The sequence below is a fragment of the Pseudomonas sp. NFX15 genome, from assembly GCF_049132105.1.
Taxonomy (GTDB): domain Bacteria; phylum Pseudomonadota; class Gammaproteobacteria; order Pseudomonadales; family Pseudomonadaceae; genus Aquipseudomonas.
On the sequence record NZ_JAFMPV010000012.1, the window covers coordinates 92769 to 108960 of the forward strand.

Below are 16192 nucleotides of genomic sequence, written 5' to 3' on the forward strand. Positions count from 1 at the left end.
TCAGCTTTCCAGCCAGACGTCCCGTGCCCAGTGCCATACGGACTCCCAGGTTTCTTCGGCGATGAGCTCTTCTTCGGCCTGCCAAAGCACGACGGTGCCGTCTTCTTCGACGCAATAGTAGTCGTCGCCGTCCTGGCAGATCGGGATCAGGCTGCGATCGACGCCGGCATCCCAGGCGTTGGCGGCAACGTCGGGCAAGTAGGTGTGGGATTGCGGGTCGGTCACGGTGACCGGCTCCAGGCTACCGTAGACCACGTCGCTGACGGTCAGTAGAAACTCTCTGAAGACAAACGGAATGTCGATGAACAGTTGTTCTTCGATTTCGACCAACAGGTCTTCGTCGGGTAATTCCAAGGGGACCGGTACCGGTTCGTTGGCTTCACGCAGTTGTTCGATGATTTCTTCCACGTCCGGGATCCTCTTGCTTGTATGGCGCGGTTTATATGGGGCGGTTTATACAGTAGCTCGCTATAGATGCAACCGCGAAATAGAAAACCCCAGCCGGGGCTGGGGTTTTTGTTGCAGCAAGTGAAACGCTGGGGTTGATCAGCCGTTCTGGCGGATACCGGCCACCAGCCAAGGCTGGTTTTCGCCTTGTGCACGTTCCATGTTCCAGCTTTCGCTGAAGACTTCGCCCTGGTCGAAACGCGAGTTTTTCGACACGCCGGTGAAGGTCAGGGTGGCGATGGTCTTGTCGGCACGATCATCCACACCGTCCAGCTGAACATTGAGATTATCAATGTAGGTGGACTGGAAACCGTCGCCCAGGTCCGCACGCTCACGCTTGAGGAACTCGAGCATCTGCGGGGTCACGAACTCGGCGATCTTGTCCATTTCGTTAGCGTCCCAGTGCTGTTGCAGGGACTGGAAGTGATTGCGTGCCGCTTCGACGAAATTGCTTTCGTTGAACCAGGCTGGCGCGTTGATCACCGGACGAGCAGCAATCGGCGCTGGCGAACCACCGAAGATCGAACCGCCGGCAGGCTTTTGTTCGAACGCTTCACGCTGCATCGGCGCATGGCCGGCTGGAGCGTAGTGTTCCTGCTGCTTGCGGCGGCGGGCGGCGATGAAGCGGAAGATCAGGAACGCAATGACCGCCATGATCAGGATGTCGAAGATCTGCATGCCCTGGAAGCCACCTCCCATGAACATGGAGGCCAGCAGGCCACCGGCCGCGATACCGGCCAGAGGGCCGAGCCAGCGCGAAGCGCCACCGGCCTTGGCAGCGGCGCCAGCGGCACCGGCAGCACCAGCGGTCGCCGCAGCGCCGCCCATGCCTGGAGAAGAAGGAGCCATCTGGCTGGTCTGGTGCGTCGGCGCAGCGCCGACGCTTTTGCCACCACCGAAGCGCTTGGCGGCATTGACGTCGAGACTCATCGTCAGGCCGATGCACAACGCCATGGCGATGCTAAGAAAACGTTTCATATAGGGAATTCCCATTTGTGGAGAGCACGCGCGCCATGTTGCACAGCTGAAGTGATACTGGCTAGCGGCAGAGTGTTTCGGGCTTTTGCCTGACAGGTCGGGTTCAGCTTCTGTCAGTGCAATAAGGCCTTTTGACTTTGATACGTCAGATGAGTGGACAGGGTTTGTAGGACTATCGCCTAGCGTCGCAGCGCCAGCATCACGACCCCGGCCGTGATCAGGCCGATACCGCCCCATTGGCGCAGGTCGAGTTTTTCGCCGAGCAGGACAACGCCGAGCACCGCAACCAACACCACGCTGAGTTTGTCCACCGGAGCGACCAGCGAGGCAGGGCCAACTTTGAGTGCGCGGAAATAGCAGATCCACGATGCACCGGTAGCCAACCCTGACAACAGCAGAAACAGGTAGCTCTTTGCAGAGATCGATCCCAAAGACTGATATTGGCCCGTGGCGTACAAAATCAAGGCCAGGCTGACCAACACCACGATGGTGCGCAGCAGGGTGGCGAAGTCGGAATTGACGTTTTCGATGCCGACTTTCGCGAAAATGGCGGTCATTGCCGCGAATGCCGCCGATAACAGGGCCCAAAATGTCCAGGAGGAAGAAAAGCCTGAGCCCATGTCTTTAGCGCCTTTTGTCAAATCAACCTGTGGGAGCGAACCTGCTCGAGACAAGGATTATCCGAGTTTCCATGTGAACAGCGTGTCATCGTTCTTCGCGAGCAGGTTCGCTCCCACAGGAAAACAGCGTGCGTGACCTTAAATAGCTTCCAGCTTGGCGTAACCCAACATCAGCCACTTACTGCCTTCGCTGAAGTTCACCTGCACCCGGGCCTGGGCCCCGGCGCCTTCGAAGTTGAGGATCACACCGTCACCAAAGATCGAGTGACGCACGGTCTGCCCCAGGCTGAAGCCGGTTTCCGGAATCTCGCTGCCGCTGAACAGGTTGCTGCCACTCATCGACTGGTTGCCACCGAACGGCCGGCTGACGCTGTTGGACAAGCGCACTTCCTGGATCAGGCCCTTCGGTACTTCGCGTACGAAGCGCGACACCTTGTTGTAGGTCTCGCTGCCATACAGGCGCCGGGTTTCGGCGTAGGTCATCACCAGGTTGTGCATCGCCCGGGTAATGCCGACGTAGGCCAGACGGCGCTCTTCCTCAAGACGGCCCGGCTCTTCCAGGCTCATCTTGTGCGGGAACAGGCCTTCTTCCATGCCCACCAGGAACACATAAGGGAATTCCAGGCCCTTGGCGCTGTGCAGGGTCATCAGCTGAACGCTGTCTTCGTGCTCGTCGGCCTGGGTATCGCCAGCCTCCAGCGATGCGTGGCCGAGGAACGCCGCCAATGGCGTCAGCTCCTCGTCTTCCTCGCTGTTTTCGAAGTTGCGCGCCGCGCTGACCAGTTCCTCAAGGTTTTCTACCCGGGCCTGGCCTTTCTCGCCTTTTTCCGCTTCGTGATAGGCGATCAGGCCCGACTGCTCGATGACGGTCTGGGTCATCAGGTGTAGCGGCATTTCCATGCACTTGGCGGCGAGGTTCTCGATCAGCTCGATGAACGCGCCCAAAGCACCGGCCGCACGCCCGGTAAGGCCCTTATTGGCCACCAGTTGGCGCATCGCTTCCCACATCGACACATCGCTGTGTCGCGCGTGGTCGCGAATCGCTTCGACGGTTTTCTCGCCGATGCCACGGGCCGGCACATTGATCACCCGTTCCAGCGCGGCGTCGTTGCCACGGCCTTCGAGCAAGCGCAGGTAGGCCATGGCGTTCTTGATTTCAGCACGTTCGAAGAAGCGCTGGCCGCCGTAGATGCGGTACGGAATGCGTTCTCGCAGCAGCGCTTCTTCCAGAACGCGCGATTGGGCGTTGGAGCGGTACAGAATCGCGATATCGCTGCGAGAGAGGCCGGTTTTCAGCGCGCTTTCGATGGTTTCGACAACGTAGCGTGCTTCGTCGTGTTCGTTGAACGCGGCGTACAGGTTGATCGCTTCGCCGTCGCCGCCGTCGGTCCACAGCTCTTTGCCCAGGCGCCCGGTGTTGTTGGCGATCAAGGCGTTGGCCGCCTTCAGGATGCCGGCGGTGGAGCGGTAGTTTTGCTCCAGGCGAATGGTTTCGGCATCCGGGAAATCTTCGGAGTACTGGTAGATGTTTTCGATTTTCGCGCCGCGCCAACCGTAGATCGACTGGTCGTCGTCGCCCACTACCATCAGGCTGTCGCCGCCCTTGGCCAGCAGGCGCAACCAGGCGTACTGCACAGCGTTGGTGTCCTGGAACTCGTCCACCAGGATGTGCCGGAAGCGCTTTTGATAGTGAGCCAGCAGGCCTGGATGATCGCGCCACAGGTCGAGGGCGCGCAGGAGCAATTCAGAGAAGTCGATAACGCCTGCACGCAGGCACGCCGCCTCGTAGGCTTCATAGATGCTGCGCATGGTCGCCAGGAACAGGTCGCCGCTGGCCTGGATGTGCTGCGGGCGCAGGCCTTCGTCTTTCTGACCGTTGATGAACCACTGGGCCTGACGGGCCGGCCAGCGTTGTTCATCCAGGCCGAGCTCGCGAATGACCCGCTTGACCAGCCGCTGCTGGTCGTCGCTGTCGAGAATCTGGAACGTCTGGCTCAAGCCCGCTTCCTGCCAGTGCGCCCGCAACAAGCGGTGCGCCAGGCCATGGAAGGTGCCGACCCACATGCCGGCCGGGTTGAGACCCATCAACTGCTCGATGCGATGGCGCATCTCGGCAGCGGCCTTGTTGGTGAAGGTCACCGACAGGATGGAGTGAGGCGAGGCGTTTTCGACCTGGATCAACCAGGCGATACGGTGCACCAGCACTCGGGTTTTACCGGAACCAGCACCGGCCAGGACCAACTGACGGCCAACCGGGGCCGCTACGGCCTGTCGTTGGGCATCGTTGAGGGAGTTCAGCAGAAGGGAGAGATCATCGCGCATCGGGGCATTCTAGGGGGCCGCGGCACACCGGGCAAACACCGCTTCGCATTAGCCGATGAAAGTAGGCCAGGGATGACCGGTCGGTCATCGCCCGCAAGCGCTGTCAGAGCGCGCCTTCAGCGTTTTGTGGTGTCGTTGGCGGCCAGCAGGTTTGGCGATTTATTGATCAACAGCAGTTTGGTCCCGGCCATTGCTTGTGTATGCTCCGAGCACGTTTCGGGCCCATGCTCATCATTATAAGAACAAGAACATCGCCTATGACCCTCAGCTTCGACCTGTCGGGCCCCACTGTGGAGCCTCGGGAGATCCGTAAACAGTACGCCATGGAAATGGCGGTCGAACGCACGCGCCTGCTGTACCAGGGCTCGCTGCTGCCCACGTTGTTCATGCTGATCAATGGCCTGGTCTGCGCCGGGTTGCTCTGGAGCCCGCAGCGCTATTTTTTGGTCAGCGTGTGGCTGGTCTGGTTGCTGTCGCTGGTGGCCTTGCGGGTGATTCAAGTCGCGGCGTTCGACTCGGCCATTCCCAACCGCCAGGCCAACCCCAATTGGGTGCGCATGTTCTTGCTCGGTTCGGGCCTCACCGGATTGACCCTGGCCGGTGCTGGCATTGCGCTGGTCCCCGCCGACAACTTCATCCAGCAAGCCTGGGTGTTCGGCCTGATCGGCGCCGCCGCGTTGTCGGCCAGTGTTGCCTATGCCGTGAGCCTGCCGGCCTTTCTGTCGTTTACCTTGCCCTGCCTGTTGCCAGCCATTGCCTATATGTTCTGGGGCGCGGGCGAGCAACAGCAAGGCTGGGGCTGGTTCGGCCTGATCTTGCTCGGTGCGCTGAGCGTGGTCGCCTGGCAGGTCAATCGGTTGATCGATCGTGGCCTGCTGCGGCGCTTTCAGAATCAGGCGCTGATCGAGCATCTGCAACAGGCCCAAGCCAGCAGCGACCAGCTCAACAAAAAGCTGGCCAAGGAAGTCGAGCAGCGCCGCCGTGCTGAAGACGAACTGCGCCAGATCCAGGTTGACCTGGAAAGTCGCGTGGCCCAGCGCAGCCTCGAACTGGACGCCGCCAACCAGGCCCTGAGCAAGAGCGAGGCGCGTCTGGCCCTGGCCTTGAAAGCCAGTCAGTTGGGCTTGTGGGACTGGAACCTGCAAACCGATGAAGTCCACCACACGCATATCCAGGAGCTGTTCGGCCTGGATCCGGAAGACGTGACGGCGATTCTGCGGCACCTCAAACCCCGTTTGCATCCGGAAGACCTTCCAGGCTTGCGGCGGGCGCTGGTTGAACACTTGAAGGGCCGGACCGAGGACTACCAGATCGAGTACCGGGTGCGTCACGGCGATGGCCATTGGGTCTGGATCGAAGACCGTGGCCGCGCTGTGGAGCGCAGCGAAACCGGCCGGGTCATTCGCATGGTCGGCACGCGCCGCGACATCAGTGCCAGCAAGGTGCTGGAAGAACAACAGCAACTGGCCGCGACGGTGTTCGAGGCGGCCAGCGAAGGCATCGTGATTTTTGATCCGTCCTATGCGCTGATCGCCGTCAACCAGGCGTTCAGCCGCGTTACCGGTTATGACATCGAGGACATTCTGGGGCGCAACGTAGCCGAGCTGCCCAGCAGTCGCGACGCCCGCCGGCACTTCGCCGCCATCCATCAAGCGCTGGAGCAGCACGGCAATTGGCAGGGTGAGTTGGTGGAAACCCGCAAGAACGGCGAGATGTACCCGCAATGGCTGCACTTGAATGCGGTGCGCGATCCGCGGGGAAAAATCAGTCACATCGTGGGCTTCTTCGCAGACCTGTCGGCCAGGCGCGAGTCCGAGGAGCGCATGCGCTACCTGACTCACTATGATGAATTGACGGGCCTGGCCAATCGCTCGTTGTTTCGTGAGCGGTTGAACGAAGCGCACCAGCGGGTCCGTCAGGGCGGTTATCGAAGCCTGGCGTTGTTGCACATCAATCTGGATCGCTTCAAGCTGCTCAACGACAGCCTTGGCCATGAAATCGCCGACCAACTGCTGCAGAAAATGGCCCGACGGATGGTCAACGCGCTGCCGGAGGCCGACACCATCGCTCGCTTGTCCGGCGATGAATTTGCGGTGCTGTTCAATTCCTACGGCAACCTCTCGAGCCTGGCGCGAGTGGCGACGCGCCTGGCAACCAAGTTGCGCCTGCCGGTGACCATCGACGGGCATGAACTGGTGGTCAGTGCCTCCATGGGCATCAGCCTGCTGCCGGACAACGCCCGGGAAATGTCGGCGTTGGTCAGCCAGTCGAACATGGCCATGCAGCATGCCAAACATCTGGGCGGCAACAATTTCCAGTTCTATACCGACAGCTTGCAGGCCAGCACTCTGGAGCGCCTGCAACTGGAAAACCAGTTGCGCAAAGCCATCGACGAAAAACAGCTCAAGGTCTATTACCAGCCGAAACTGTGTCTGGGCACGGGTCGTTTGAACGCCGCCGAAGCGCTGGTGCGCTGGGATCATCCGACCATGGGCCGCGTGCCGCCGGGGGACTTTATCGGGCTGGCGGAGGAAACCGGGCTGATCGGCCCGATCGGCGAGTTCGTATTGCGCCAGGCGTGCTGGCAAGCCTGCGAATGGCAGCGCGAAGGGCTGGAGCCGATTCGGGTGTCGGTCAATCTGTCGGTGTATCAATTGCGCCAGGGCAAACTGGTCAGCCTGGTGCGCCAGGTGCTGGAAGAAACCGGGCTGGCGCCGCATTTTTTGGAACTGGAGCTGACCGAAAGCCAGTTGCTGGACAGCGTCGAACACATCATCGCCACCTTCCAGCAGTTGCGTGACTTGGGAGTGAAACTGGCGATCGATGATTTCGGCACCGGCTATTCATCCCTGAGCTACCTCAAGCGCATTCCTGTGGATTACGTAAAGATCGATCAGGCGTTTATCCGCGGTTTGGGCGAGGGCACCGAAGATGCGGCGATTACCCGGGCGATTATTGCCATGGCCCATGGTTTGTCGCTGAAGGTCGTCGCGGAAGGGGTGGAACGGCAGGAGCAGCTTGAGTTTCTCAACGGGGAGCATTGCGATGAGGTGCAAGGCTACCTGATCAGTCGGCCGGTCGAGGCGCAAGGCCTGGCCGATCTACTGCGGGGGCAGGGCGCGGTCTGACGACGTTGCTTCCCGTCAGGCGCCTTGGCGACCTGACGGGATTTGTTTGTAAGTTGATATTCATTGTGTGATTTAAATGAAATAGCGCGTCACGGTGCTCTTGATGGGTGGCGCACTTTTACTGTCGCGCCAAAGGCCTGGCATCGAGGCGCAACGAAAAACCGGCCACTGGCGCTACATGGAGCGCGCGTACCTGATTGTCGAGGGATGTGGTTACGCATTGAGCAGGCAAAAAGCGGATTCATGTAGTATAACTACAAGCGTGCTACATCCCCGGCGCCTGCCAATAACAAAGAGTCCAGCCCTTTGAATCTGCTGCAACACATCGCCCAGTCTCGTCACCTGTTACGCAAGTCGGAGCTCAAGGTCGCCGATCACGTGCTGCTTGATCCTGCGGCCGTGATGCACAGCTCCATGGCCGACCTGGCCCACAGCGTAGGCATCAGCGAACCGACCATCGTGCGTTTTTGCCGTGCCATCGGTTGTTCCGGGTTCCAGGATCTCAAGCTGAAGCTGGCCCAGAGCCTGGCGGCGGGCGCGAGCTTCGGCCAGTTTGCGATCCATGAAGATGATTCGGTCGCCGACTACAGCCTGAAAATCTTCGACACTACCCTGCATACGCTGATGGAGGTTCGCGAGAAGCTCGACCCATTGGAGTTGCAGCGGGCGGTGACGCTGATGTCCCAGGCCCAGCGTGTCGAGTTCTATGGCTTCGGCGCTTCGGGCGCGGTCGCGGCGGATGCGCAACACAAATTCTTCCGCCTGCTGCTGACCGCGGCGGCGTATTCCGACCCGCACATGCAGGCGATGTCGGCCGTGACGCTGAAGCCGACCGACGTCGCGATCTGCATTTCCCAGTCGGGGCGTTCGAAGGATCTGCTGATCACCGCCAACCTGGTGCGCGAAAGCGGCGCTTCGTTGATCACCTTGTGCCCAAGCCAGACGCCGTTGGCCGAGTTGTCCACCGTTAACCTTGCGATCGACGTGCACGAAGACACGGAAATCTATACGCCCCTGACCTCGCGTATCGCTCACCTGGTGGTGATCGACGTGTTGGCGATGGGCGTGGCGATGGCGCGCGGGCCGAGCCTGGTCAATCACCTCAAGAGCGTCAAGCGCAGCCTGCGCAGCTTGCGATTGTCACCCAAGTCGGTGAAAGCGCTGGACGACTGATCTAAAGATCAACACGGACTCTGTGGCGAGGGGGCTTGCCCCCGTTCGACTGCGTAGCAGTCGCAAAATACTCGGGGCCGCTGCGCGACCCAACGGGGGCAAGCCCCCTCGCCACAGGTACAGTGGACACCCAACAAACATTCATCAGTCTGTAACGCCCAAGCCGCCAAACCGTCATCCCTCGCGCCTATCTTGAAGCTCCTGAACTCGCCTTGGGAGACTCGAAATGGCCATGCCCTACGAAGAACGCAACAGCGCTGTCAAAACCCGTCGCCAGCAAGAAGATCAGCGCCGCATGGAATTTCGCCGCGCCATTGAAGATCGCTGCGAACGCCGTCAGCTTCTGGCCGAGATTGGTGATTTTCCCGAGCTGGAACTCAACTTCTGGCAGACGTCTGCCGCAGCTTCCCGTCGAAACGCTCAACCAGCGCGCTGATCTGAATCCGTTCACTGCGGATAAACGCCAGGAAGGCGTGCGCCACCGGTGACAGGCGTTTCGCCTTGGCCTGCACCAGGCACCAGCTGCGAAACAGCGGCAGCTCTTCGACCGGCAGCTCGATCAACCCGCCGGTTGCCAGCTCCAGGTTCAGGGCGTGGCGCGTCAACAGCGCAACGCCCAAACCTGCCAGTACGCATTCACGCTGCGCTTCGGCCGATGAGACTTCTTGGGTCTGGTTGAAATGCACGCGCTTCTCTTTGAAATACTCCTCACACGCCAGGCGCGTACCGGAACCGGTTTCGCGCAGCAGCAATGTGTAAGGCTCAAGATCCTGCAAGCGCAGCGGCCCCATATGGCACAGCGGATGATCGGGTGGCGCCACGGCGACAATCGGGTTGTTCAGGAACGGCAGGAATTCCAGGCCCATGTCCTGCGGCACCATGGACATGATCACCAGGTCGTCGCGGTTATCCGACAAACGTCGAATCACCTGGCCACGATTGACTACAGTCAGTTGCAGGTTCACTTCCGGGTGTTGGCGTTTGAACGCGGCAAACAGATGCGGCACGAAGTATTTGGCGCTGGATTCAATCGCCAGTTTCAGTTGCCCTTGCAGTGAGCCCTGCATGTCCGACAGCTGCATGTCGAGGTTTTCCAGGCGCCCGAAAATATCCCGGCTGGCTCGCTGTAACGCTTCAGCGGCTTCGGTCATGTAGAGTTTTTTGCCGACATAATCGAACAAAGGCTGACCAATCAGCTCCTCCAGCTGACGAATCTGCAGGCTGACGGCCGGTTGTGTGAGCGACATTTCGTCGGCTGCGCGGCTGTAAGATCGCAGATCACAGACCTCGTTGAAGATCTGCAATTGCCGCAAAGTCATACGCATCAATGACTTACGCATTATCGGGTCGCTCTCGTCGCTGGCTGATGAATCAACTATAAGTCTTTACTTATGCACGACCCAATTTTTATTCATTTTTGTTAATCCCTTACGGGCGCTAGTGTGGCCCTGCGACCAAGTTGAAACATTTGGTCACGCGTCGACCTGGGTCTAGCAGGTCGTGGGTATTACCGGCTCAAGGGAAACTCCAAGTGATAACAAAGATCCTGATCGCCAACCGTGGTGAGATTGCCGTACGAATCGTACGTGCCTGCGCCGAAATGGGCATTCGCTCGGTCGCGATCTATTCCGACGCCGACCGTCATGCCCTGCACGTGAAACGTGCGGACGAAGCCCACAGCATTGGCGCCGAGCCACTGGCCGGTTACCTGAACCCGCGCAAACTGGTGAACCTGGCGGTGGAAACCGGTTGTGATGCGCTGCACCCAGGCTACGGCTTCCTGTCGGAAAACGCCGAACTGGCGGACATCTGCGCCGAGCGCGGGATCAAATTCATCGGTCCGTCGGCGGAAGTCATTCGCCGCATGGGCGACAAGACCGAAGCGCGCCGCAGCATGATCAAGGCTGGCGTACCGGTCACCCCGGGTACCGAAGGCAACGTCTCGGGCATCGAAGAAGCCCTGACCGAAGGCGAGCGCATCGGCTATCCGGTGATGCTCAAGGCCACCTCCGGTGGTGGCGGCCGCGGCATTCGTCGCTGCAACAGCCGCGAAGAACTTGAACAAGCCTTCCCTCGCGTCATTTCCGAAGCCACCAAGGCCTTCGGTTCGGCGGAAGTGTTCCTGGAAAAGTGCATCGTCAATCCCAAGCACATCGAAGCGCAGATCCTGGGCGACAGCTTCGGCAACGTGGTGCACCTGTTCGAGCGTGACTGCTCGATCCAGCGCCGCAACCAGAAGCTGATCGAGATCGCCCCGAGCCCGCAACTGACCCCGGAACAGCGCGCCTACATCGGCGACCTGTCGGTGCGCGCAGCCAAGGCCGTGGGTTACGAGAATGCCGGCACGGTGGAGTTTCTGCTCGCCGAGGGCGAGGTGTACTTCATGGAGATGAACACCCGGGTGCAGGTGGAACACACCATCACCGAAGAAATCACCGGCATCGACATCGTTCGCGAGCAGATCCGCATCGCGTCCGGGCTGCCGCTGTCGGTGAAACAGGAAGACATCCAGCACCGTGGTTTCGCCCTGCAATTCCGGATCAACGCCGAAGACCCGAAGAACAACTTCCTGCCGAGCTTCGGCAAGATCACTCGTTATTACGCGCCCGGCGGCCCCGGCGTGCGCACCGACACAGCGATCTACACCGGCTACACCATTCCACCGTTCTACGACTCCATGTGCCTGAAACTGGTGGTATGGGCGTTGACCTGGGAAGAGGCGATGGACCGTGGCTTGCGTGCCCTCGACGACATGCGTCTGCAAGGGGTCAAGACCACCGCCGCGTACTACCAGGAAATCCTGCGCAATCCGGAATTCCGTAGCGGTCAGTTCAACACCAGCTTCGTTGAAAGCCACCCTGAACTGACCAACTACTCGATCAAGCGCAAACCCGAAGAGCTGGCCCTGGCCATCGCCGCCGCCATCGCCGCCCACGCAGGCCTGTGAGGAATAAAACAATGTCCAAGAAGATTCATGTAACCGACACCATCCTGCGCGACGCCCACCAATCGCTGCTCGCGACCCGCATGCGCACCGAAGACATGCTGCCGATTTGCGACAAGCTCGACAAAGTCGGCTACTGGTCGCTGGAATGCTGGGGCGGCGCAACGTTCGACGCTTGCGTACGCTTTCTGAAAGAAGACCCGTGGGAGCGCCTGCGCCAGCTGCGTGCTGCGTTGCCTAACACCCGTCTGCAAATGCTCTTGCGCGGCCAGAATCTGTTGGGCTACCGCCACTACAGCGACGACGTGGTCAAGGCCTTCGTCGCCAAGGCAGCGGTTAATGGCATCGACGTGTTCCGTATCTTCGACGCGATGAACGACGTGCGTAACCTGCGCGTGGCCATTGAAGCGGTCAAGGCTGCCGGCAAACATGCCCAGGGCACCATCGCCTACACCACCAGCCCGGTGCACACCATCGATGCGTTCGTCACCCAGGCCAAGCAAATGGAGGCCATGGGTTGCGACTCGGTGGCGATCAAGGACATGGCTGGTCTGCTGACCCCGTACGCCACCGGTGAACTGGTTCGTGCGCTGAAAGCCGAGCAGTCGCTGCCCGTGTTCATCCACTCGCACGACACGGCCGGTCTGGCGACCATGTGCCAGCTCAAGGCTATCGAAAACGGCGCGGACCACATCGACACCGCAATCTCCAGTTTCGCTTCCGGCACCAGCCACCCAGGCACCGAGTCGATGGTTGCGGCGCTCAAGGGCACCGAATTCGACACCGGCCTGAACCTGGAGCTGCTGCAGGAGATCGGCCTGTACTTCTACGCCGTGCGCAAGAAGTACCACCAGTTCGAAAGCGAATTCACCGCGGTCGACACCCGTGTGCAAGTCAACCAGGTGCCGGGTGGGATGATCTCCAACCTCGCCAACCAATTGAAAGAGCAGGGTGCGCTGAACCGCATGGGCGAAGTGCTGGCCGAAATCCCGCGCGTTCGCGAAGACCTCGGCTTCCCGCCGCTGGTGACCCCGACCTCGCAGATCGTCGGTACGCAGGCGTTCTTCAACGTGCTGGCCGGCGAGCGCTACAAAACCATCACCAACGAAGTGAAGCTTTATCTGCAAGGCGGCTACGGCAAAGCGCCGGGTAAAGTGAGCGAGCAACTGCGTCGCCAGGCCATCGGCAGCGAAGAAGTGATCGACGTTCGCCCGGCCGACCTGCTCAAGCCGGAAATGGCCAAGCTGCGTGCCGACATCGGCGCACTGGCCAAGTCCGAAGAAGACGTGCTGACCTTCGCCATGTTCCCGGACATCGGCCGCAAGTTCCTCGAGGAGCGTGCCGCCGGCACCCTGACCCCAGAAGTGCTGTTGCCGATTCCGGAAGCGGGCAAGGTGGCTTCGGCCGGTGGCGAAGGCGTGCCGACCGAGTTCGTCATCGACGTGCACGGCGAAACCTATCGTGTGGACATCACCGGTGTTGGCGTCAAGGCTGAAGGCAAGCGTCACTTCTACCTGTCCATCGACGGCATGCCGGAAGAAGTGGTGTTCGAGCCGCTCAACGAATTCGTCGGCGGCGGCAGCAGCAAGCGCAAGCAAGCCACTGCACCGGGCCACGTCAGCACCACCATGCCGGGCAATATCGTCGACGTCCTGGTCAAGGAAGGCGACACCGTCAAGGCGGGCCAGGCTGTGCTGATCACCGAAGCGATGAAGATGGAAACCGAAGTCCAGGCGGCCATCGCCGGCAAGGTCACCGCCATTCACGTGGCCAAGGGCGATCGGGTCAACCCGGGCGAAATCCTGATCGAGATCGAAGGCTGATTTAGCAGCCGCGATACAACGTTTTATACCTCGGGGGAGCATGTGCTCCCCTTTTTTTGCCTGCCAGAAACCACCACCTGACGTGTAGGAGCGGGCTTGCCAGCGATGGTCGGTAACGATAACGCGCGAGAACTGACTAAACGCGGCGCACTTGAGTCCATCGCCAGCAAGCTGGTTCTAGCAGGCTTCGTGTTGACTAGGTGATCAGAACGTCATCCGCCATTGCCCCGTCACGCCATGGCTGCGGCTGTCGCTGCTGAATTCACCGCCATAACCCATCCCCAAGGTGTGCCGTGCCGAAAGCTGCACATCCAGGCCTGCGTCCACGCTCCAGCTGTCCCGATCCAGCGGTGCCCCGCTGACGGTGTAGTTTCGCCCGCCGGTGATCAGGCGTTGGCGGGTTTGCGTAGTGACCTCGCCGTAGGTGTGTTTCCAGCGGGCACTTAAACGCGGTGTCAGCTGCATGCCGTTATCCAGTGTGTTGAGTTTCGCCACGCGCAGACCGAATGTGCTGCTGAGGTTGTTCTGCGATTGTTCATCGACTTTCAGCGCGGCGGCCCCGCCTTTTTCCGTGTAGCTATTGCGCTGATAGCGTTGAAAACCAAAGCCGGCGAATGGCTCGATGCTGACGTTGGCTCGGCCGATGTTGTAGCCGGCTTCGGCAAACGCCTGCTGGGTACTGGCGTCGTACCGGCCTTGGGGGCGGTCACGAAAACCATTGAACGCTACTCGGCGTTGGGTGCTGCCATCGTGGTGGCTGTGGCTCGCGCCAAAGCGCCAAGACATATGGCCGCTCTGGCGCAGGGCATAAGCCCCTAAATGCCAGCTATCGAGATCGCCATCGAGGTCACGGCTGTCCAGGCGCGTTTGGGACTTCCCACCCATCACACCGATGCGCCATTCATCATCCAATGCCCAATCCGCGCCCAGCGCCAGGCCTTGAGTCGCGTATTTCAAGGCATCGAAGTCGCGATCCAGAGTGCCGCCATGACCCAGTGCTTGCAGCCAGACGCGACCGTCGTGGTCGTCGCCCGCTGCACGTCGTGGTGCTCCCTTCTGGCTGCTGACACCAGAAGCGTTGTCGAACTGGCGCATGGCCGCGAGCATCGTCGCACTCACGGGGCCGTCGCTGTTCAGCGTCGCTTTGGCGAGGTTGGCGGTGGTGCCGGCGGCTAACTGTTCGATGGCGTGTGAGGCGGTGGTTTTGTCGGCACCCAGCAAGGCGACGACAGCTGCGTTCGTTGGACTGGACGGTTTGGATTTATTGGCCGTGGAGGTTGGAGCCGCCGGTAATGCGGGAGGTGCCGATGCTGTTTTGGAGCCAGTGGGCGCTTGAGGCGCTGTCGGCGACTCGATGGTCTTCGCTGGGATCGCGTCGGGTTCAGGCGCGAGGGTATTCACAGGTTGATTGTTGACGACAGTGTCGGCAGGTTCCTCCCGGGGTAGCGACTGCGGGGGCGTTGAATCATTGGATTCGATAATACTGTCGCCGAGCTTCCGCCCGTTTTCAGTGACCGCGAGTTCCTCAAAAGTGACGTCATTACGTGCATAGGTGAGTTCAACGGTCGTTCCCTTGTATTCCACGTCCGGCTTCATGAAAGCGAGGTTGTTTTCGACGCGGGCAAATTCCCCGTCAATCGCGTTGGCTTCGATTACGGTGTACTGGCCCAGTTGTGGATACTCACCGTCTATCGCGAGCACTTTCAGGATGGCCCCTTCAACACTGGCCGTACCTTCGACTTTGATTGTTTCCCCCCGTCCAGCGGCGTTGATCTCATAGGCCAGCACGGCCTTGTCGAACAGCTTCAGGTCGCCCGCGACGGTCGGTGCGCCGTGCAAATGATTGACGACCAGTTCGCCGAGCACATCCATCGAGCCCACGTGACCCTTGCCGCTGAAGGTGCCCATTTTGTCGACCTCGACATTGCCGACAATCAACCCGTTATTGATCAGCGAGCCTTGAACGATTGCACGCCCTTCAATGTGTCCGTTATTGGTCAGGGCGGCTTTAGGCCGTATCAACACGGCCTCGCTAAAATCCCCGGATCCCTTGAGGGTCCAGGGCCCCTGATTGACATCCAGTCGCTGGAATTGGCGAGTGTCACCCAGGTTGCCGCCCTTTGCCGCGTTAAGTTGCAGGACATTCTGACCGGCTCCGCCATCCAGAAGCCCGGTGAGGCTGCCTCTAGGGTTCAGGGTGATCAGGTCATTGCGCTCATCCAGTTTCAGGGTCGTGCCGTCCGTGGCTTTTTTGATCTGGAGCGGCACGGTATCGGTGTCTTTGGCGAAAGCATTCAGATCAGCGATCAGCGCGGCTGCTGTCGTGCGTGCCGGGGCAACGGGTTCGGGCTGTTGGGCTGTTGCAACACCTGTGCAGCCCAAGGCAAGGGCAATCGCCAGGGCGAGTTGATGGGGTCGGCGTGTGTATTGAGTGGGCATCGAATTTAGCCTCCATGGCAGGAGACCAAACTCTAAAAGCAGGGCTATCGGCACCGATGTCAGGCGGTTCCGGCATCGTTGAAGGGCGTATCAGACCCTTGTGCAGAAATTGTTATTGCACGTCAAAGACAGCAATCTTTGCCCCTTCGAAGTGATGCATTTTCTTACAGCAATCCGAGATCTGTGGCCCTGGCGCAAGCTCAAGACCTGCACTCGCCCAGCACGCTCCGGTAGTATAAGTCTGCATTTTAATGCGTTCTCATTGAATTTTTTTGTGTGGATGCGCACTATATTGCAGTTCTGCTTCCATTACCCTCC

At 60.1% G+C, this 16192-nt stretch carries 11 protein-coding genes; 5 read left to right on the plus strand and 6 right to left on the minus strand.

The features are described 5' to 3' along the window. The 4 genes from J1D76_RS15045 to uvrD all read right to left on the minus strand — a co-directional run bounded on the left by J1D76_RS15045 (position 1) and on the right by uvrD (position 4367). Positions 1–408, minus strand: coding sequence for an SMI1/KNR4 family protein (locus J1D76_RS15045; protein WP_003187120.1), 408 nt, complete (start codon positions 406–408; stop codon positions 1–3). 138 nt (positions 409–546) lie between these two features. Further along, on the minus strand, positions 547–1425 hold the full coding sequence (locus tag J1D76_RS15050; RefSeq protein WP_421139056.1) for a Tim44 domain-containing protein: 879 nt from the start codon (positions 1423–1425) through the stop codon (positions 547–549). A gap of 179 nt (positions 1426–1604) precedes the next feature. After that, a complete protein-coding gene (locus J1D76_RS15055; RefSeq protein WP_421139057.1) occupies positions 1605–2045 on the minus strand; it encodes an EamA family transporter in 441 nt (146 codons plus the stop codon). 138 nt (positions 2046–2183) lie between these two features. Then, on the minus strand, positions 2184–4367 hold the full coding sequence (gene uvrD / locus J1D76_RS15060; RefSeq protein ID WP_421139058.1) for a DNA helicase II: 2184 nt from the start codon (positions 4365–4367) through the stop codon (positions 2184–2186). A gap of 257 nt (positions 4368–4624) precedes the next feature. On the opposite strand from uvrD, the gene J1D76_RS15065 reads away from it, so the two are divergent. The 3 genes from J1D76_RS15065 to J1D76_RS15075 all read left to right on the plus strand — a co-directional run bounded on the left by J1D76_RS15065 (position 4625) and on the right by J1D76_RS15075 (position 9104). Then, positions 4625–7495, plus strand: a complete 2871-nt coding sequence (locus J1D76_RS15065; protein ID WP_421139059.1) for an EAL domain-containing protein — start codon at positions 4625–4627, stop codon at positions 7493–7495. A gap of 306 nt (positions 7496–7801) precedes the next feature. Beyond that, entirely contained in the window at positions 7802–8668 is an 867-nt protein-coding gene (gene hexR / locus J1D76_RS15070; protein WP_007954250.1) for a transcriptional regulator HexR, read from the plus strand. A gap of 226 nt (positions 8669–8894) precedes the next feature. After that, positions 8895–9104 carry a PA3496 family putative envelope integrity protein gene (locus J1D76_RS15075; protein ID WP_421139060.1) on the plus strand — a complete coding sequence of 70 codons (210 nt, stop codon included), beginning with the start codon at positions 8895–8897 and terminating at the stop codon, positions 9102–9104. On the opposite strand, the gene J1D76_RS15080 is transcribed toward J1D76_RS15075, so the two are convergent. Beyond that, positions 9046–10008: a LysR family transcriptional regulator gene (locus J1D76_RS15080; protein ID WP_421139061.1), complete on the minus strand. Its 963-nt coding sequence runs from the start codon at positions 10006–10008 to the stop codon at positions 9046–9048. The genes J1D76_RS15075 and J1D76_RS15080 overlap by 59 nt on opposite strands. Before the next feature lie 191 nt (positions 10009–10199). On the opposite strand from J1D76_RS15080, the gene J1D76_RS15085 reads away from it, so the two are divergent. Together J1D76_RS15085 and oadA are read left to right on the plus strand one after the other, a co-directional pair. Continuing rightward, entirely contained in the window at positions 10200–11615 is a 1416-nt protein-coding gene (locus J1D76_RS15085) for an acetyl-CoA carboxylase biotin carboxylase subunit (protein ID WP_421139062.1), read from the plus strand. Positions 11616–11626: 11 nt separating this feature from the next. Continuing rightward, positions 11627–13435: a sodium-extruding oxaloacetate decarboxylase subunit alpha gene (gene oadA / locus J1D76_RS15090; RefSeq protein WP_421139063.1), complete on the plus strand. Its 1809-nt coding sequence runs from the start codon at positions 11627–11629 to the stop codon at positions 13433–13435. 204 nt (positions 13436–13639) lie between these two features. Here the strand turns inward: oadA and J1D76_RS15095 are convergent, their stop codons facing one another. Further along, positions 13640–15874, minus strand: coding sequence for an autotransporter outer membrane beta-barrel domain-containing protein (locus J1D76_RS15095; RefSeq protein WP_421139105.1), 2235 nt, complete (start codon positions 15872–15874; stop codon positions 13640–13642). Positions 15875–16192: the final 318 nt, after the last annotated feature.